20 protein-coding genes are annotated in these 18,302 nt (G+C 41.0%); 5 read left to right on the plus strand and 15 right to left on the minus strand.

The window, feature by feature from the left end; all coding sequences use genetic code 11:
* Window positions 1-296: 296 nt before the first annotated feature.
* The 8 genes from L1272_RS09855 to L1272_RS09890 all read right to left on the minus strand — a co-directional run bounded on the left by L1272_RS09855 (window position 297) and on the right by L1272_RS09890 (window position 6,947).
* Window positions 297-497 carry a hypothetical protein gene (locus L1272_RS09855; RefSeq protein WP_370625252.1) on the minus strand — a complete coding sequence of 67 codons (201 nt, stop codon included), beginning with the start codon at window positions 495-497 and terminating at the stop codon, window positions 297-299.
* A 96-nt stretch (window positions 498-593) separates the two neighbouring features.
* Window positions 594-1,445 carry a pantoate--beta-alanine ligase gene (gene panC / locus L1272_RS09860; RefSeq protein WP_054551175.1) on the minus strand — a complete coding sequence of 284 codons (852 nt, stop codon included), beginning with the start codon at window positions 1,443-1,445 and terminating at the stop codon, window positions 594-596.
* A complete protein-coding gene (gene panB, locus L1272_RS09865) occupies window positions 1,446-2,240 on the minus strand; it encodes a 3-methyl-2-oxobutanoate hydroxymethyltransferase (protein ID WP_054551176.1) in 795 nt (264 codons plus the stop codon).
* Between the two features lie 29 nt (window positions 2,241-2,269).
* The gene (gene folK / locus L1272_RS09870) at window positions 2,270-2,758 is read right to left on the minus strand and encodes a 2-amino-4-hydroxy-6-hydroxymethyldihydropteridine diphosphokinase (RefSeq protein ID WP_054551177.1); all 489 of its coding nucleotides are present in this window, start codon (window positions 2,756-2,758) and stop codon (window positions 2,270-2,272) included.
* Between the two features lie 2 nt (window positions 2,759-2,760).
* Window positions 2,761-4,047, minus strand: coding sequence for a polynucleotide adenylyltransferase PcnB (pcnB, locus tag L1272_RS09875; protein WP_235373295.1), 1,287 nt, complete (start codon window positions 4,045-4,047; stop codon window positions 2,761-2,763).
* Between the two features lie 292 nt (window positions 4,048-4,339).
* Complete coding sequence (gluQRS, locus tag L1272_RS09880; protein WP_235373281.1) at window positions 4,340-5,284, minus strand: tRNA glutamyl-Q(34) synthetase GluQRS; 945 nt, start codon at window positions 5,282-5,284, stop codon at window positions 4,340-4,342.
* A gap of 17 nt (window positions 5,285-5,301) precedes the next feature.
* Entirely contained in the window at window positions 5,302-5,745 is a 444-nt protein-coding gene (gene dksA / locus L1272_RS09885) for an RNA polymerase-binding protein DksA (RefSeq protein ID WP_054551179.1), read from the minus strand.
* Window positions 5,746-5,957: 212 nt separating this feature from the next.
* Window positions 5,958-6,947: an AraC family transcriptional regulator gene (locus tag L1272_RS09890; RefSeq protein WP_235373282.1), complete on the minus strand. Its 990-nt coding sequence runs from the start codon at window positions 6,945-6,947 to the stop codon at window positions 5,958-5,960.
* A gap of 147 nt (window positions 6,948-7,094) precedes the next feature.
* On the opposite strand from L1272_RS09890, the gene L1272_RS09895 reads away from it, so the two are divergent.
* Window positions 7,095-9,638: a penicillin acylase family protein gene (locus tag L1272_RS09895; protein ID WP_138616382.1), complete on the plus strand. Its 2,544-nt coding sequence runs from the start codon at window positions 7,095-7,097 to the stop codon at window positions 9,636-9,638.
* On the opposite strand, the gene sfsA is transcribed toward L1272_RS09895, so the two are convergent.
* Window positions 9,628-10,347 carry a DNA/RNA nuclease SfsA gene (gene sfsA, locus L1272_RS09900; RefSeq protein WP_138599599.1) on the minus strand — a complete coding sequence of 240 codons (720 nt, stop codon included), beginning with the start codon at window positions 10,345-10,347 and terminating at the stop codon, window positions 9,628-9,630. The genes L1272_RS09895 and sfsA overlap by 11 nt on opposite strands.
* A gap of 149 nt (window positions 10,348-10,496) precedes the next feature.
* Between sfsA and pepB the strand changes: the two genes are divergently transcribed.
* Together pepB and L1272_RS09910 are read left to right on the plus strand one after the other, a co-directional pair.
* Window positions 10,497-11,792, plus strand: a complete 1,296-nt coding sequence (gene pepB, locus L1272_RS09905) for an aminopeptidase PepB (RefSeq protein ID WP_054551182.1) — start codon at window positions 10,497-10,499, stop codon at window positions 11,790-11,792.
* Window positions 11,793-12,001: 209 nt separating this feature from the next.
* Window positions 12,002-12,568, plus strand: coding sequence for a phosphoribosyltransferase (locus tag L1272_RS09910; protein ID WP_054551183.1), 567 nt, complete (start codon window positions 12,002-12,004; stop codon window positions 12,566-12,568).
* Between the two features lie 37 nt (window positions 12,569-12,605).
* Here the strand turns inward: L1272_RS09910 and L1272_RS09915 are convergent, their stop codons facing one another.
* Window positions 12,606-13,262, minus strand: coding sequence for a Crp/Fnr family transcriptional regulator (locus L1272_RS09915; protein WP_054551184.1), 657 nt, complete (start codon window positions 13,260-13,262; stop codon window positions 12,606-12,608).
* 268 nt (window positions 13,263-13,530) lie between these two features.
* Between L1272_RS09915 and L1272_RS09920 the strand changes: the two genes are divergently transcribed.
* Complete coding sequence (locus L1272_RS09920; RefSeq protein ID WP_054551185.1) at window positions 13,531-13,761, plus strand: YgjV family protein; 231 nt, start codon at window positions 13,531-13,533, stop codon at window positions 13,759-13,761.
* A 2-nt stretch (window positions 13,762-13,763) separates the two neighbouring features.
* On the opposite strand, the gene L1272_RS09925 is transcribed toward L1272_RS09920, so the two are convergent.
* From L1272_RS09925 to L1272_RS09945, 5 genes are all read right to left on the minus strand, one after another.
* Window positions 13,764-15,404 (minus strand): amidohydrolase, encoded by a 1,641-nt coding sequence (locus L1272_RS09925; protein ID WP_235373283.1) that lies wholly within the window; start codon window positions 15,402-15,404, stop codon window positions 13,764-13,766.
* A 92-nt stretch (window positions 15,405-15,496) separates the two neighbouring features.
* Entirely contained in the window at window positions 15,497-15,730 is a 234-nt protein-coding gene (locus L1272_RS09930; protein ID WP_054551187.1) for an EF-hand domain-containing protein, read from the minus strand.
* 4 nt (window positions 15,731-15,734) lie between these two features.
* Window positions 15,735-15,968 carry an EF-hand domain-containing protein gene (locus tag L1272_RS09935; protein ID WP_054551188.1) on the minus strand — a complete coding sequence of 78 codons (234 nt, stop codon included), beginning with the start codon at window positions 15,966-15,968 and terminating at the stop codon, window positions 15,735-15,737.
* A 98-nt stretch (window positions 15,969-16,066) separates the two neighbouring features.
* Window positions 16,067-16,294 carry a hypothetical protein gene (locus L1272_RS09940; RefSeq protein WP_054551189.1) on the minus strand — a complete coding sequence of 76 codons (228 nt, stop codon included), beginning with the start codon at window positions 16,292-16,294 and terminating at the stop codon, window positions 16,067-16,069.
* 9 nt (window positions 16,295-16,303) lie between these two features.
* Window positions 16,304-16,531 carry an EF-hand domain-containing protein gene (locus L1272_RS09945; RefSeq protein WP_199530146.1) on the minus strand — a complete coding sequence of 76 codons (228 nt, stop codon included), beginning with the start codon at window positions 16,529-16,531 and terminating at the stop codon, window positions 16,304-16,306.
* A 312-nt stretch (window positions 16,532-16,843) separates the two neighbouring features.
* Between L1272_RS09945 and L1272_RS09950 the strand changes: the two genes are divergently transcribed.
* Window positions 16,844-18,301 (plus strand): HAMP domain-containing sensor histidine kinase, encoded by a 1,458-nt coding sequence (locus tag L1272_RS09950; protein ID WP_235373285.1) that lies wholly within the window; start codon window positions 16,844-16,846, stop codon window positions 18,299-18,301.
* Window position 18,302: the final 1 nt, after the last annotated feature.

Raw genomic sequence — 18,302 nt, forward strand, 5'->3', positions numbered from 1 at the left:
TGAACCCAAAATAAAAACTAATAATCTCAATGACTTTGAGTTGGTGCAGTTTAATGCGAAGAGTAAAATTTTGAAATTAGTGAGAAACAATTACATGGTTGCAGTTGTTTATTCGTCACCAATATAGAGAAGTTTAATGAACGAAAGCTTGCCCTAATATGAATAGATTAAAGGGTAAACAAAAATATGAACAAAATTACCAGAGGCTTAATTATGGAAATGAAATTGTAATCGAGAAGAGAAGTGCAGGCACCGAACAGGTTTCAGTGCCCTAATAAGCGAGCTAAAAGTGAGTATTATTTAACTTCACCTAATTTTTCGGCATTAGCTTTACATTGATTATAAGCTTCAATGCACTTGTTACTACACACCTTATGAACTAAGCCATCAGCAGTGCTTTGTTGTTCACAGCTTGCCTCGCATTGGTAGTTTTGTTGAGCACATTGTTGCATTTCTGGGTTTTCAATTTTATTTGAGCAAGCAGACAGTAATGTCATAGCAAATAATGTTGCTGCAATTGCAGGTAGTTTTTTCATGCTTATCCCTAGTTTATGTCTTTTCTTTGCAATCCATCTTACCCAGATTATTGCTATTTAATCCAGCTCAACTTGTAAATTGTCAATTAAACGTACTGAGCCTAAATAAGCAGCAGCTAAAATAACAAGTTGTTTATCAGCCGTTGTTGCCGGCTTTAATGTTGAGCGCTCTGCTACCGCATAATAGTCAGGTTTAAGGCCTGCACTTTCAAGCTGTGCTTTTGCATCAGCCTCAAGTGTAGCAATGTCTGCATTGCCTTGCTTCAGTGCTGTTGCTGTATTATTTAACGTGGCAAACAGTACTTTTGCAGTGTCTTTTTGCTCATCAGATAAATAGCCATTACGAGAGCTCATTGCTAACCCAGAGATTTCACGGCAAGTAGGTACGCCAATTATCTCTACAGGGATAGATAAATCGCGTGTCATGGTTTTAATCACTTGCAGCTGCTGAAAGTCTTTCTCACCAAAACAAGCAAAGTCAGGCTGTACTAAATTAAATAACTTAGTAACAACGGTTGCGACGCCTTTGAAGTGACCAGGGCGCGAGCCGCCACAATAACCCATAGAAACACCCGGCACATCGACAAAGCTTTGCTCGCCTAAACCATTTGGGTAAATCGTTTCAACGGATGGTGTAAACACGATATCAGTACCGAGTTCAGCTAAACCTTGTTTATCTTCGTTAAGTGTACGTGGGTAGCTATCAAGATCTTCGTTAGCCCCAAACTGCATTGGGTTCACAAAGATACTCACAACCACTTTATCAGCCAAGGTTTTGGCTTTTTCAACCAGTGAAAAGTGACCTTGGTGTAAATTGCCCATAGTAGGCACTAGTGCAATGCTCAGGCCTGCTTGACGCCAAGCTTTGATTTGGCTGCGTAACGATTTGATTTCAGTGATTGATTGCATTTATTTAAACTCGTGTTCGGTACTTGGGAAAGCACCACTTTTTACATCTTCACAATACTTTTGCACTGCTGCTGGCATATTGCCGGTTTCTAATAAGAAATTCTTTGAAAACTTAGGAATATAGCCTGCTGAAATACCAACTAAGTCGTGCATAACTAAGATTTGCCCATCAGTTTGATTACCTGCACCAATACCAATGGTAGGAATGTTCAGCTCATCAGTAATACGTTTAGCAAGCTCACTTGGAATACATTCTAAAACAAGTAACTGCGCACCTGCCGCCTCAAGTGCTTTCGCATCGCTAACCATTTTATCGGCTTGAGATTGCTCACGACCTTGAATTTTAAAGCCACCAAATACATGCACTGACTGAGGTGTTAAGCCTAGGTGGCCACATACTGGAATACCTTGTTGGGTCATCGCACGAATGCTGTCGTGCAGCCATTCGCCACCTTCAAGCTTGATCATATTTGCCCCAGCACGCATCAGCTCTGCAGCATTTTTACAGGCATCAGTTGGGTTGGCATAGGTCATAAAGGGTAAGTCAGCAATTACAAATAATTCACGGCTACCTGCTCGTACGCAGCGTGTATGATAAGCAATCTCTGTGTTGGTTACTGCTAATGTGTCATCAGCACCTTGCAATACCATCCCTAAAGAGTCACCAACTAAAATCACCTCGACGCCATTATCATGAAACAATTTAGCAAAACTGGCATCGTAAGCTGTTAATGCGGTGATTTTTTGTTGTTCTTGTTTCATTTTATTCAAGGTTGAAACGGTGATTTTAGACATAATTTCCTCTAAGGCTTAGCCTTGGTTGATTACTGCTGAGGGAGTTGTTGTAAATCGTTTAAAGGCAACGTTTTTGTTATATCAGCAAGTGATTGATTATTCGGTAGTACAAGTGTTGGTGCAATTTCCAACAAGGGGTAAACAACAAACTCTCGCTCTGTTAGGCCATAATGAGGCACGGTTAAGCGAGGGGTGTCTATTACGTCATTACCGAACAATAAAATATCTATATCAAGGGTACGCGGACCCCAGCGCTGTTCTTTTCTAACACGGCCATGCTCAAGCTCGATGGCTTGCGTTAAATCAAGCAACTGCTCTGGCATAAGTGCAGTTTTAACACATGCGACCGCATTTACATAATCGGGTTGATCTTGTGGCCCCATGGGTTTGCTTGCGTAATCATGGGATACACAAACAAACTCAACATCTTCTAATGCTTTTAGGGCAGCGACAGCAGCATGAATTTGTTTACGTGGCGCGTTTAAATTGGCACCTAAACCTAAATAAACGGTATGCATACTTAGTCTACTTTTTTCTTGCGTGGGCGACGACGGCGCTTAGGGCCACCTTGGTGTCCTAAATTTTTAACCATCTCTTTTTGGCCGTTGATGTCTTGGCTTAGGTAGGTTGTCCACCAATCAGCAAGCTCTTTTTGCTGCTCTTCGCCAGCTTGCACACGCAAAAGTAAGAAATCATAGGCTGCCTTGAAGCGAGGCTGTTGAGTCAGCCTATAAGCACGTTGACCACCTCGTTTATCAAGACGTTGCTGAATATGCCAAATATCGCGTGCACCCAGTGTGAAGCGTTTTGGTACTGCTACATGTTGTGCGTTTTCACTCAGTACTTTGTTCATCGCTTGTGCAAATGCATCGTACTCTGAAAGTTGATCGCGTTGTTGTAACTTTTTAGCAATGCTCAGTAATGGGAACCACAAAAGGGCTGCAAAAATAAAGGCTGGAGTGACTTTTTTATCAGCATTAATACGCTTATCGGTGTTTTTAAACATTTGCAGGATAAACGTATGTTCAAAGCCTTCAGGGTTGGCATCTAAGATTTTATCAAGCGCAGGGAATAATGCTTTGAATAAACCATACTGGCGTAGCATTAAGTAGTTTTCTTCTGCTTTGCCGTTTAAGAACAACTTGAGTGATTCTTCAAACAAACGAGCTGGCGGAATATGGTCGAGTAAATTAGCAAGGCCTTTAATTGGCTTTTCGGTGCCAGGTGCAATGCTCATTCCTAGTTTGGTGGCAAAACGCACTGCGCGTAACATGCGCACAGGGTCTTCACGGTAACGCGTTTCTGGGTCGCCAATCAGCTCTATTTGTTTTGCTTTTATCGCGCTAATGCCATTGGCATAGTCATAAATACAAAAGTCGTTAATTGAGTAGTAAAGTGCATTAATCGAAAAGTCACGGCGCTCGGCATCTTCTTCGATGCTGCCATAGACATTGTCGCGCAGGAGTTGGCCGTGCTCGCTTGATTGGCTAATTTGATTTTTGCTTTCTTCGGCTTCGTGATGGCCGCGCATGGTCGCCACTTCAATAATTTCTCGACCAAACACGATATGGGCTAAACGAAAACGACGACCAATTAGACGACAGTTACGAAATAGCTTTTTGATTTGCTCAGGGGTTGCGTTTGTTACAACGTCGAAGTCTTTTGGTTGTTGGCCTAACAATATATCTCGAATACAACCACCTACAAGGTAGGCATCAAAACCACCTTCTTTAAGGCGGTACAATACTTTGATTGCATTTGGGCTAAATTGTTTGCGTGAAATACCATGTTCACTGCGTTCGATCACCAAAGGTAACTCGCTCGTTGGCAAAGCATCACTTGATGTCGTGGCATTTGGGCCAATAATCTGCCGACAAAATTGAAAAAGCTTAGAAATAATAATCTGTCTCCTACGACGCGGACTTTGCGACTCATCAAGTATAGCGTTTGTTTGATACTTCGCCGATGTGAGATTGACGTGTAATCAGTGTGTATTAAATGGCGCTAAATTAAGGTGTTGATGATTCGCACACTTTGGGTCGCTATCATATACCAGCAAGGCTGAAAAATTAAGTTACTCGGCCTTTAAAATTGGCAATTTATTTTTCAATAGTAACAAAGTTACAAAAAGGAGAGTTAGGATCCTCGCTAACTTGTATTTCTTGCACCTTTGGTATGTGTTCAAGGCGGTAAGTTTCAACAGCCCAAGCTAACATCTGTTCGATACTTAACGATAATAGTGAACTTTCTGGCTTTAAACCTAAAAAACGCAAGGCATCGAACAACGCGGGCTTTGGATTTGATTTTGCTATTGCTGGGGCGTAATTTTGCTTTGATAGCTTAAAACCAGGTTTAGCTACCGCTAAAGGAAGGTGGGCGTATTCTGGGGCCGGTTTATTTAGTTGCTTAAACAAACTAAGTTGTCGTGCAGTCGGCTCGAGTAAATCAGCGCCGCGAACGACTCTTGTAATACCTTGTGCGATATCATCGGCGACTACGACCAGTTGGTAAGCAAATAAACTATCGCTGCGCTTTATTAAGTAATCTTCTTTGGCAAGTTGGCTATCAACATACACTTCACCTTGAATTAAATCATGGTAGTGACTGGTTGCAAATTGCTGGGTTAAACGTAGCGCTGAATCAGTTAAAGCGTGGTTTTTATACCGGCAGTGGCCTTGGTATATTCCACCGATTGCTTTAATTTCTTTGCGCGTGCAATGGCATGCATAAACAAGGTTTTGTGAAATTAATTCGTCTACAATGGTTTGGTATTGCTCATGGCGATGGGTTTGGTATATGACGGGCTCGTCCCAGTGTAGGCCGTAAGCCTCTAAGGTGTGTAATATATCGTCGCTAGCACCGCTTACAACTCGCGTTGTGTCGATATCTTCAATGCGTACTAACCATCTTCCTTGATTGGCTTTTGCATCAAGGAAGCTACCCACAGCCGCTATAAGTGAGCCAAAGTGTAATGGCCCTGAAGGGGATGGCGCAAAGCGGCCACGATACTCACGCAATGGCGTGTTAACGGCTGTGGTAGACATGGGCTAATTAAAGGATATTAACCGCGTCCAGATTGCTTTTCTTTAATTTCCGCAAGCGTTTTACAGTCTACACATAAATCAGCTGTAGGACGTGCTTCTAGGCGGCGGATACCTATTTCGATACCACATGATTCACAGAAACCAAAGTCATCTTCTTTGATTAATTGAATCGTTTTTTCAATTTTCTTGATCAGTTTACGCTCACGGTCACGAGTACGAAGTTCTAATGAGAATTCTTCTTCTTGTGCTGCACGGTCTACTGGATCCGGAAAGTTAGCTGCTTCGTCTTGCATATGCGATTTAGTACGGTCTACTTCGTTACGTAAATCGTTACGCCAAGCTTCTAAAATTGTTTTGAAATGAGCACGTTGTGCTTCATTCATGTACTCTTCACCTGGCTGTTCTTGGTATGGTTCCAACCCGGCCTGAGCCAATAACCCTAGTCTTTTTTGGTCTGGCATAACTTTCTCCTAAATCCTTAATATTTTGCCCAGCGTTAGCCGGCGGCTATAAATAGCAGAATCATTAGACTGAGGCAAATTTATTTTTAATTAATCCTCTTGACCTTGCACTAATGATTGCTCAAATAATTATGGGCGGTTTGGTAAGCCCTTAACTACTCGTCATTTTTTTAAATTTGCTAAGTTATATGGGCAAAAAAAAATAATACAACTTAAATAGTATATAAAGCTAAAAACTTTTTTGGCGTGGTTTTGTACCAACGCTTAAAGGCGCGTTGTAGAGCGCTTTGTTCAGAAAAGCCTAACTTGTTGCTAATTTCCAGTGCAGATAGGCCTTTTAGAAGCATCTCTTTTGCAAGCAGTTTTCGTTGCTGATCGATGAGTTTAGAAAAACTAAGTTGCTGATTTGAAAGGTGACGTTGTAAAGTGCGTTTTTTAATATTGAGTTGAATTGATGCTTGCTCAAGGGTCGGTATGTGAGGCAATTGGGTATTAATGAAAGTAACTAACTGCGAGGCATAATCATGCTGTGATACAGCTGTATCGACTTGAGATAATAAAATGTTTTCAAGCTCGGGGTTAGGAGATTGCAGTCGACATTTAAGAATCGATTTACTAAAAATAAGAGAATTTGAGTTAGCTGAAAACTCAATAGGGCAATTAAAAACCTGTTTATAAACAGTTAAACTTTCTGGGGTTGGGGTGGGTCTAGTCAACTGTACTTTTTCAAGGCTAACATCGGCATGATTGTGACAACAGTGCTTAGCAAATGAAAGCCAACTGCTAAATAATTCATCTACCATGTAATGCTGTATGTTACTTTGAGCATGCCAGCTTAGACGACAAAACTCGTCTTCAGAAACGAGTTCAATGTGACCAATGTTTCGTATTGTTTTGCTTAATCTCTGTGCATGCTCCAGTGCTTTTTCTAAGTTTTTGCTCACTAATGCAACATGACCTAATAGCCCCCAATTTTGTGCTTTTAAAGAGTTGCCAAACTCCAGCCCAATATGCTCTTGTTGTAATATTTTATCGCCATAGTGCATGAGTGACTCATAGTCAGCGATAGGAAAGCGGGCGCTTACATCGTCCAAATCTCTCAGTCGTTCACCGAGCAAAGCTTCAATTTGTTTGCTACACATGCCTTGGCGTTCTAAAAAAAATACAAGTGAGCGAATTATCTGGCAACTGATATAAAACATAGGTCATTCATAGTTATTATTATTTTAATAGAAGTAACGCTGCATTAGTTGGCGCGCAAAGTCAATTTTTTGCGTGAAAGGTCAAGATTTAGCCTACTATTTAAGGCAAGCTGGGGGGTGGACATACAATCATAATAAGGATCCACAATGAAACTCAATCCCCTGCTAATCGGTATTGCTGCGGCTTTGCTCGTCGGCTGTAATTCAGATAAAGATAACAATGACACCACAGCTCCCGTTGTTACCCCTGACCCAGATCCAGTTGTAAAAGTAGATATTCCTGCATTTTCCGAAGGCAATACGTTACAAGCGAATGTGCGATGGACAACCTATGGTGTACCCCATATCACAGCAGCAAATTTAGAGAGTTTGGCGTTTGGAGCAGGGTTTGCATATGCAAAAGATCATGCTTGCTTATTAATGGACCAAATTATTAAAGTGCGAGGCGAACGCTCAAAATACTATGGCCCAGATAAGGTTGCTGGAAGTGGAGATTCACAGCACTTAATATCAGACTTTGGTTATAAAGCATTAGGAGTGAATGAGTACGCACTGCAACATTATGATGAACTGAATGAAGACAGTCGCGCCCACTACGAGGGGTTTGTACAGGGGTTTAATAAATACGTAACAGACACCGGTGTTGAAAACCTTGCTCCAGAGTGTGCATCGCAACCTTGGGTTACTCAACTAACAGCACAAGATATGCTTGCCTATTCAATGGCTACCGTGCAGTTAGCCAGTTCAGCTAATTTTTTAGAGTTAGCTTTTTTTGCCAACCCTGGGGATAGCAATGAATATTTACCTGTACCAATGAGCGGTGCTCCTTCAGCTGTTTCTAGTATCACTAACAACATTGCTCAGCAAGCTGCGCAATTTAAACTTGAAAAAAAATATAAACATTTGGGTTCAAACGGTTGGGGCCTAGGTAAAGACATGATGGCCAATGGCAAAGGAGGATTACTCGCTAATCCACACTTTCCTTATGAGGGAAATTTGCGGTTTTGGCAGTCTCATTTGACCATACCTGGTGCTATGGATGTAATGGGGGGGAGTCTTCAGGGAATGCCGGGCGTTATTAATATTGGCTTTAACGAGCATGTAGCTTGGACGCATACTTTTTCGACTGCGCGTCACTTTTTAATTTATCAATTGGCTTTAAATGAAAATGATAGAATGAGTTATAGTGTTGAAGATGAGCAGTACTCAATTACTGAAAAAGTCGTTACTGTTGAAGTGGCTACTGGTGCTGGCAGCACAATTGAGTTGAGCAAGCCCTTTTATTATAGCCATCATGGATTAATGCTCGAAACACCTGTAGAAAATGGCTTAGGTTGGAGTGATACTCAAGCATTTACGATAAAAGATGCTAACGAATTTAATATGGATGTCGTTGCTCAGTGGTCGGCTTTAAACCAAGCTGTAAGCCTTGAAGATATGAAAGCAGCCTTTGCTGAGTTTGATGGTGTGTCTTTCAATAACACCATGGCAGCAGACAAAGAAGGTAATGTCTTTTATGTTGACGATAGCACGGTTTTAAAGCTTGACGATCAAGCGAACTTAGCCATTCGATTACAACCAGAGCTTGTTGCTTTGAGAGAGTCCGTCGGCTTTGACATTGTTCCTGGCAATATGAAGCTATTTGAAAGCCAAGGCAAAGTACCATTTAACGAAGCGCCGCAATTAACACGCACAGATTATGTACAAAATTCTAATGACAGCTATTGGGTTACTAATCTTAACGAGCCACTCATCGGCTTTGCGGCTCAATATGGTGATGTGCATAAACCCCTATCACTAAGAACAAGAATGGGATTGAAGCTTCTTCAGCAAGGAGGAGGCGAAGATGCTAAATTTACCTTGGATGAGTTAGAGCAGGCATTAGTTGGTAATCACTTTTACCTTGAGAGTTTAGTGTTTGAAGAGCTGGCATTACAATGTTTTGCACAAGGGGACTTACCAATTGAATTAAGTAACGGTACGCAAGTTGATATCAGCCAAGCATGTGATTTATTAGCTAATGCCGATGGTAAAATGAACTTAGATACGCAAGGTGCTGCTTTATTTCGCGAGTTTGCGCACTTATTTAACGCAAAAGAGCATCTTTATGACAATTTTGATGTGACTAACCCTGCTAATACGCCAAATACATTACGCAAAGATAAAGTTGCTTTAACTGCATTGGCACATGCTGTTTATAATTTACAAGCAAATAATGTTGCACTGGATAGTCGCTTAGATGAATTACAGTTTGTCGAAAAATCACTTGCCGGTGGCAGTGGCTCAGGTGAAAAGCTACCTTGGGCTGGTCCTATGCATGTGGAAGGTGGGTTTAACGTGTTCAGGTATGATCGCAGTAACTTAACGCGTTCAACACTAATCCCCTACACGGATTATGCTGTTCTAAATGATGCTGTGACGGGTAAACCTCTTGCATCAAACTTAACGCCGCAGGGATACCCTGTTAACTATGGCTCTAGTTGGATGTTTGTAATGAACTTTACAGAAAATGGCCCTGAGGCAAAAGGTTTGTTAACCATGTCACAAAGTTCAGACTCACATTCAGAACATTTTGATGATCAAAGTCGCTATTATTCTCAGTCGGCTAAGCTTAGACCTTTACTTTTTAAAGATGAAGATATTGAGCTTAACCTGATTGATGAAGTCGACCTGTCAATGACTAAGCAATAAAAGGTACTTTTTCAGCCAGTCTGATCTGGCTGGCTGAAATTTCTGCTTTATAAGCTATCACTTCAACCCCTTTTTTTATAGCTTCAGTCAAAAGCTGGGCATATTTCGGATCGATATGTTCTGCTGCACTTACTTGATTGATACCGTCGTGTAAAACTGCAAAAAGTAGAACGGCACGATGCCCTTGCTGTACCATTTCTACTAATTCCCTGACATGTTTTTGGCCACGTTCAGTTTTTGCATCCGGAAAATACCCTTGTCCGGAGTGTGGTTCTGTTTGTGAAAGTAATGTCACAGATTTTACTTCTACATAGCAATGGGGTTTATGTTCATCTGTTAGTAAAAAGTCGATACGGCTATTTTCTTGGCCGTATTTTACTTCTGCAGCAATGGTTTGATAGTCAACAAGTTCAGCAATCGCGCCTGTATTTAAAGCTTCTAGCACAACCTGGTTTGCAATAGCGGTATTAACACAAATTAAGTGGTCGAATTGGTTCTGAGTTAATTGCAAGGATTGAGGGTACTTACGTTTATCATTATCACTGGTTGAATAAAAAGCCTTAAACCCAGGCTCTGCGCAGCCCGTCATTTTGCCTGTATTAGCACAGTGAGCTGTAAACTCTGCACCATCGGCAGTTTTTAAGTCGGCTAAAAAGCGCTTGTAGCGCTTAATTAAGGTGGCTGATTGTAATGCAGGAGTAAACTTCATGACTTTACCTGATTGGTTTTTCTTTATTGTAAGTGATTCATTACGCGGATTAAACCACACTTCATAACGCTATTTATCGCAAGCTGTTGGGAACTGACGTTGGCTGTAGTAAACTCAATCAACATTTTTAGCGCAAAGAGTATTCTAACATGTCAGAAAAATTTCTAGTTCAACTTAGCGAGCAGGGCGCTGCCGCACATTGGGGCGAAAAAGCCGCTCTTTCTTTTACTGAACAAGGCGCAACTGTTCATTTAACTGAGCAAGATACACTTAAAAACGTACAAAAAGCAGCACGTACGTTAGCTAATCAAGGCTTAAAAAATATTGCCTTAGTAGGCGATGTTTGGTGCACAGAAACACAGTGGGCTTTTTATCAAGGTTTTGTATCACCAAAGAATTTAGACGCAATTGAGTTTGTTGAAAATGCAAAAACAGACAGCAAAGAGCTGACTTCGTTAAAGCAAGCTGCGACGTGGGCTCGTCAAATGATCAATGGCACTGCGGATGATATTTTCCCAGAGAGCCTAGCTGGTAAAGCTGCTGAGTTTATTCAGTCATTAGCGCCTGAGCACGTAAGCTACCAAATCATTAAAGGCGATGCTTTATTAGAACAACAATGGATTGGTATTCACGCGGTAGGCCGTGGTAGTGAGCGTCCACCGGTATTATTGGCATTAGATTACAACCCAACGGGCGACGAAAACGCACCTGTTGCGGCCGCTTTAGTTGGTAAAGGCATTACCTTTGACTCAGGTGGTTACTCAATCAAAGCAAGTGAAGGCATGTTAGGCATGAAGTGCGACATGGGCGGTGCTGCTACAGTAACTGCAGGCTTAGCACTTGCTATTAGCCGTGGTATCAACAAACGTATTAAATTGTTCTTATGTTGTGCTGAAAACTTAATTTCAGGTCATGCCTACAAACTTGGTGATATCTTAACGTATAAAAATGGCACTACAGTTGAAATCGTTAATACCGATGCTGAAGGCCGTTTAGTCCTAGCTGATGGCTTAATGGCTGCAGGTGAGTCTGGCGCGCCATTAATCATTGATGCGGCAACACTAACAGGCGCTGCGCTTGTTGCTGTTGGTCAAGAGTACAATGCATTGTTCGGTCTTGATAAAGAGCTTGTACGTGACGTACAAGACTTTGCAGAGCAAGAAATGGAAGCTGCATGGCCATTACCACTTGAAAAATGGCATCAACAAAATTGCCCGTCGCCATATGCAGATACCGCAAATAGCCGTCCTCAAAAAGGTGGTGGTTACGGTGGTGCTTCTAATGCGGCTGGTTTCTTATCACGCTTTGTACCAAATGAAGGCAAAGGTTGGGTGCACATTGACCTTGCTGCTGCATTTAACATGGGTAGCACAAGCGAGTGGGCTGCAGGCGCAACAACACAAGGTATGCGTACCGTTGCAAGAACTTTACTAGAAAAAGCATAAGCAATTTACTTTTTCTGTAGCTAATTAAAAGCCCCTTAACTTTATCTAAGTTAAGGGGCTTTTTTGATCTAAAGGGGAATTTTACAAACTGATACAAGCTTTTTTGAGTAAATTAGTATAAAATCCCGCCCCACATTTTCTCATCCTGTGGTTAGTTTTTATTAAATTAGCTACACTAGAATGATCATTTCACACTGGGGTCTCTATTTATGTCAGATAAGTGCTATATCACTGCGCAGCAGCTTCTTGAAGATTCATTTCGTGTTGCGGCACAAGTTTATGAAGATGGTTTCCGTCCTGATTTCATCATTGGTATTTGGCGTGGTGGTGCTCCAATTGGTATCGCAGTTCAAGAATATTACGATTATAAAGGCATCGAAACTGACCATATCGCAGTGCGTACTTCTTCGTATTACGGTATTAACCAGCAATCTAAAGAAATTAAAGTTCACGGTTTGCATTACATCATCGAAAATGCCAATGCAGATAACTCATTACTAATCGTTGATGACGTGTTCGATTCTGGCCGCAGTATTTTTGCATTAAAAGAAAAGCTTTCTGAATTAATGCGCTTAAATCTACCACGTGATATTCGCGTTGCTTGCCCATACTACAAGCCAAAGAACTCAAAGGTAGACATGGTGCCAGACTACTTCATTCATGAGTCTGAAGAGTGGTTAGTGTTCCCTCATGAGCTTTCAGGCCTAACGCCAGACGAAATTATCGAAGGTAAGTCAGATTTAGCTAATATTCATGATTTACTTGTAGAAAAGTAAGTTTGAATACCCTTGCAGTTATGAGTGTGTCCTACACTTATAACTGCGCAAAACTATCGACGTAATCACTAAGCTTGTCGATATCTACTACTTGTAAACCTTGATTACTTCGCTGCACTAAGCCTTTTTCAACTAACTCTGTAACGACGCGTCTATATGCTCTTTCGGTGGTAGCAAAGCGCTCTGCTTCAGCATTGACGGTAGGGTAGGCACGCAGTAACGTTGGGTTGCTGTTTTCAGCTCTTAATAAGCAATCTTTAGCTATATTGTAGCTAAGAGGTAATAGCAGCTTATCTAAGTTTATTTTTTGGTTTTCTTGGAATTTAGCGGCAATTGTTTGCGCTGTGTACAAGCTTAACTCTGGCTTTTCTAACAGAAGGGCGCGCCAATGCTTGAGCTCTATTAGGTTATAGCTTACATCGCTAAAGCACGTAACTGTATAAATACACGGATAGTTATTCAGAGCTTCAATTTCACCTATCAGTGTGTTGTTACAATCAAGCTGGCCTAAAAGAAGGCGTCGGCCATTACCCACGTCATAGCTGAACGACACTGTGCCGCTTCTCACTAATACGAGTTTTGACAAGGGTTGATCTTGGTGGATCAGCACTTCTTTTTTAGCTTGTTGAAAACTGCTGCCAGCAAATGTCAGTAATTGGTCAACAAGATAGCTTGAAAAATGATATTGAAACATTAACGCCGCTCTTCGGACAATTGTCCTATTTATTACATCTTAATGACGTTAGCATTAAGATTCTAAGAATTTACGCTAACTTGCTAGTAAGGTGTTTCACGTTACTGATACCTTCATTTCCCGTGTAATGATTTTAAAGCCAAGGTTATTCTTAAGCTTTACAAGGTTTTTAGTAAGTTAGCTTTTTTATTTTATTGTCAAAATAGCACAGAGTGCGTCAAAAAAAATGACAAGCTCCAATGCTAACCTAAAGCCTAGGAGAGAACAATTGAGTTGGGAATATTTAGGCTATTTAGCGTCAGCACTGTTGGTTGCTTCTTTGACAATGAGCGATGTAGTAAAACTACGTTGGCTTAACTTAGCAGGGTGTATTGCATTTACCTTCTACGGATTAGCAATAGGAGCCGTGCCCGTTGCCTTCACTAATGGCTTACTGGCGTTTGTGAATATTTACCACATCGTTAAATTAAAGCGTCAGCAAAAAGCTGACGCCGAGTAATATTATTCCTCTTTTTTATATTTCAGCTCGCCCGCAATCCAAGTTTGCGTCACATTTATATCGTGGATCTCTGAGATTGGCGCTTTGTAATAGTCTTTATCAATCAAAATAAAGTCAGCCCATTTACCTTGCTCTAAACTGCCTACCTTAAACTCTTGATGTGCAGCATAAGCACCACCTAAAGTAAATGCACGCAAAGCTTCATCACGCGATAGCAGCTCTTGTGGCCGCCAGCCGCCTTCTGGTAATTGATTATGATCCATTCGGGTGATGGCCGAATATAAACCATCAAATGGGTTAGCAAGCTCCACTGGAAAGTCAGAACCCGCTGCAATCACTGAGCCTTGTGCTAAAAAGGTCTTCCAAGCATACGCCCCTTCAAGCTGTTTTTCAGTCAGGCGCTGCTCTGCCATATGCATATCAGAGGTTGCATGAACAGGCTGCATTGATGGAATAATTTTTAATGTTTTAAAACGAGGAATATCTTCAGGAGTCACAATTTGTGCATGTTCAATTCGGTTACGAAGTAAAATACCACCGGTTTTTTTGAACACATTTTCATAGGCATCGAGTACTACGTGATTGGCTTTATCACCAATTGCATGAGTGTTTGCACTAAAGCCGTGGGAAAAGCTTAGGTTAAATAGCTGCTCAAGCTTTTCTTGAGTTTCAAGCATTAAGCCATGATGATTTTTACGATCAGCGTACTCTTCAATGAGGGCTGCGCCTCGGCTTCCCAAAGCGCCATCCGCATACACTTTGACACTGCGAATCGACAGCATGTCATTCATGTCTTTATATTTACCCGCTTTGAGCATGGTTTCTAATTGAGGATCGGCAGCACTTAGCATGGCTACGATTCTGACAGGAAGAGTACTTTGCTCAGAGCGCTGCTTGTATACTTGCCACGTGTCGTAATCGATACCGGCATCATGGGTTGATGTGATGCCTAAACCTAGTAGATGTTTACCTGCATTATCTAAGGCTGTATTTATGCTGGCATGGCTTACTTTTGGTACATGCTGAGTAATAAGCGTTTCGGCTTTATCAATGAATACCCCTGAAGGTAAGCCAGAATCTAGCTTTAAAATTTCACCGCCAGCAGGAGAGGGAGTTTGTTTGGCAATACCTGCAAGTTCCATGGCTTTTGAGTTAACCCACACAGCATGACCATCAACGCGAGAAAGCACCACAGGTTTGTCTTTTACGTATTTGTCTAAATCAGCTGCAGTTGGAAACTCACCGCCAGGCCATTGCTCTTGGTTCCAACCGCGACCAATGATCCAACTTTGTTTATCTTTGGCAAACTCAGCCAGCATTTTGCCAACCTCATCTGCCGAGCGCGTATTCCTTACATCAAGTTGTGAAAGGTTATTTCCTAAACCAATCACATGGCCATGAGCATCGACTAAGCCTGGTAACAATGTGGCTTGCTTGCCATCAATTGCGGTGGCATCAGGGAAGCTATTTTTAATTGAGTCATTGCCTGTTTTTACGATTTTACCGTCTTTAAAAACCAGTGCAGAAAAGTGTTGGGTTTCGCCTTTATAGGTAGGCGTATAGCCATTTACATTATAAATAACAGTGGTGTTGGCAAAGCAGCTAAGTGAAGCTGTTGCGAGTAAGCTGATGATGAGTTTCATAATCTTCTAATAGTTTTTATTGATTTATGAAAACAGTATCAGAGTTGCAGTAAACTGCAACTCAGCAGAGATTAATAATTAACTATAACTCTTTATTTGCTCGCATAAATCTTAAACTCACTGAGGGATAATTTATTATCTTTATCACTGTCGTAATTTTTAAATCGCGACCACAGAGCTGGGTCTCTCGCAGACTCTGAGCGAGTCAGGTAACCATCGTCATTACGATCAAGTTGTTTAAATTTTTCACCAATACTATCTGCAGCAAAACTCATTGTGCTAAATGCACAACTTAAAACTAGGCTGGCAAAGGTTAATTTTGACATTACTTTAACTCTTGTTTGTTAAATAGTGTTTAAACTCAAGGAGCGAGATTTGTTGATCTTTATCTGTATCCCATTGCGCTATGCGTTTTTGCAAGTGCGGTTGCGATGACAGTTCCTGCTCAGATAAAAAGCCATTTTTATCTTTATCTAGGTGATCAAAGCGTTGTTTTACGTCCAATGCTAAGCTATTGAAGCTTATAGTAATTAAGGTGCATGGAGCAAGCCAGAAAATTCTCATAATTGCCTCCTAAATAAAAGTGCTTGCCATAATTTAACTCCCAAAATTTAAATCCGTTTACACATTCCCTCTGGGATTATGGCAAGCACTTTAAGCCGTTAAGGTTTGAATTTTTCAAACTCTTGTTCAGACAAAACCTGATCGCCGTTTTCATCCAGATCGGCAAATTGCTTAAGTAAGTTATCGTGTTTGGTTGCTTCAGTTAATGAAATCTCGCCATCGGCGTTTGTATCAAATTTAGCAAATCGAACATCCATTTGTGATGCTAAAACGGTGGCGCTGATAACTAAAAACATCAGCGAGAATGCAGCTAAAAGTTGTTTCATTACAATCTCCTATTGAATAAACGACTGAAACTCAGAAAATGAAATTTGGCCATTTTGATTACTATCAATTTGCGTAAAGTTGCCGTGCAACAAGGCATCTTCAGATGCTTCTGCCTCACTCAAAAAACCATTGCTGTCTTTATCTAGCTCGTTAAACGTTGTTTGCAAATCTAGTGCATAACTACTTACCGAGATGAGACTTATAAGCAGGATGGCTACCTGGGCCGTTACTTTCATTTTGTGTCCTAAATAACTAATTTGCTTAGTACTAATCAAAATCAGTGCCAATATTAAAAGTTATTAGTTATCAGGTGGTTATGGTTTTTGTGTGGATTTGAATGCGAAATAGTTACAGGGTGTTGTGTCTTTTTTGCAACGATTTTCAGGTGTTAAAAGTTTATCTATTTTATTTCAATGAGTTAGTTTGTTGCCAAATAGCAACTTTGTATCGGTTTTTGGGGGGAAATCAGTACTTTTTAAGGTCGGATTCAGCGAGTGTCTAAGTTTGTTCGCTAATAATCAGCATCTGCAATTATGTTGAGAGTGAATATGCAAAATACAGTAGCGATAAAAATAAAACAGTTACTCAATTGGCGACCTAGTCTTATTGGCCAGTTCGTCTGTAGCATTTTGCTGTCTTTACTACCGTTATCTTTGGTGGTGATTTTATTTTTAAATGCGCTCAATAAGCAGCTTGCAGTGACTCAAGAAATCGTCGGTGACAATTACGAGATTACTAAAGCATTTAACAACCTCAAACAAGACTTAAATAGCCTTGAACGAGCAACTCGACAAAACTGGGTGCTTAAAAGTGAATCCCTCGATAGCTTGATTGCCAACAAGTGGCAATCGTCATTGCAAAGTGTCGATGAGCTCATTTTCTTAAGCCCAACCGCTGATTATGTCTCGCAGTGGCGGCAATTGGCTGAGGTATTACAATTTGCGCATCAGCATTTATTAATAGAACAAAAGCAAGATGGTGAGCTGTTTGCACCCGCTAGTAAGCTTATCAGTGAGCAAACAAATTGGCTCAAAGAGCAAAATGAATTGCGCATCACAAAAAATCAGCAGCAATTAAAAGCGCTTCAAGCTTCATTTATTAATTGGTTAGTTGCGTTAATTCCACTCACGTTATTGGTCGGGGGCGGCTTTCTTTGGCGGATCAGCGGGCGGCTCAGAGAACTCACACATGTGATTGATAAACTTGGACAAGGTCACTGGCAGCAAAAAATTCAAGTTCGCGGCTCGTCAGAGTTAGTTGAATTAGGTAATAAATTAGAGTGGGTTCAAGCGCAGTTACATATGCTTGAGCAGCAAAAAGATACGTTTTTACGCCATGTGACACATGAATTAAAAACGCCCCTAGCTTCGATGGTTGAAGGCACAGACTTACTCGCAGATGAGATTGTTGGTCCTATCAATAGCGAGCAACAAGCCGTTCTTGAGCTAATAACGCAAAGTATGGTGCGACTCAGAGCCATGATTGAAAGCTTATTGAGTTACAACGCCATTCGCACCAGTAAGCAAAGCCTAAGCGAGCTTAACTTTAATTTGATGATGAACAAAATTGAGCGTCATTTTGAGCACCGATTATCAGCGCGTGACTTATCCATTGTGTGGGTGAATGAATTACCAAATAAAGCTTTGTTTATCTCAATTGAGCTACTTGAAATGGTGCTCATTCAGCTGACTTCAAATGCGCTAAAGTTTTCGCCAGAACATGAGTCAGTGACAATAAAAGCAAGCTTAAAGCAGGGACAGTTAATTTTGAGTGTCAGCGACTTAGGGGTAGGGATAGAGGATACAGAAAAAGCCGCTGTGTTTGGGGCTTTTTACCAAGGTAAGAATGCAAAACAACATACTGAAATGGGCAGCGGGCTTGGTTTAACCATAGTTAAAGAAACCGTTGAACAATTAAACGGTAAGCTCTCTATTACTGATAATGACCCACAAGGATGTGTATTTACAGCCATTTTACCAATTCAATTAACCCAAGGAGTTAACTGAT

This window comes from Pseudoalteromonas sp. PAST1 (assembly GCF_021532515.1).
In the GTDB taxonomy this organism is placed as follows: Bacteria; Pseudomonadota; Gammaproteobacteria; order Enterobacterales; family Alteromonadaceae; genus Pseudoalteromonas; species Pseudoalteromonas simplex.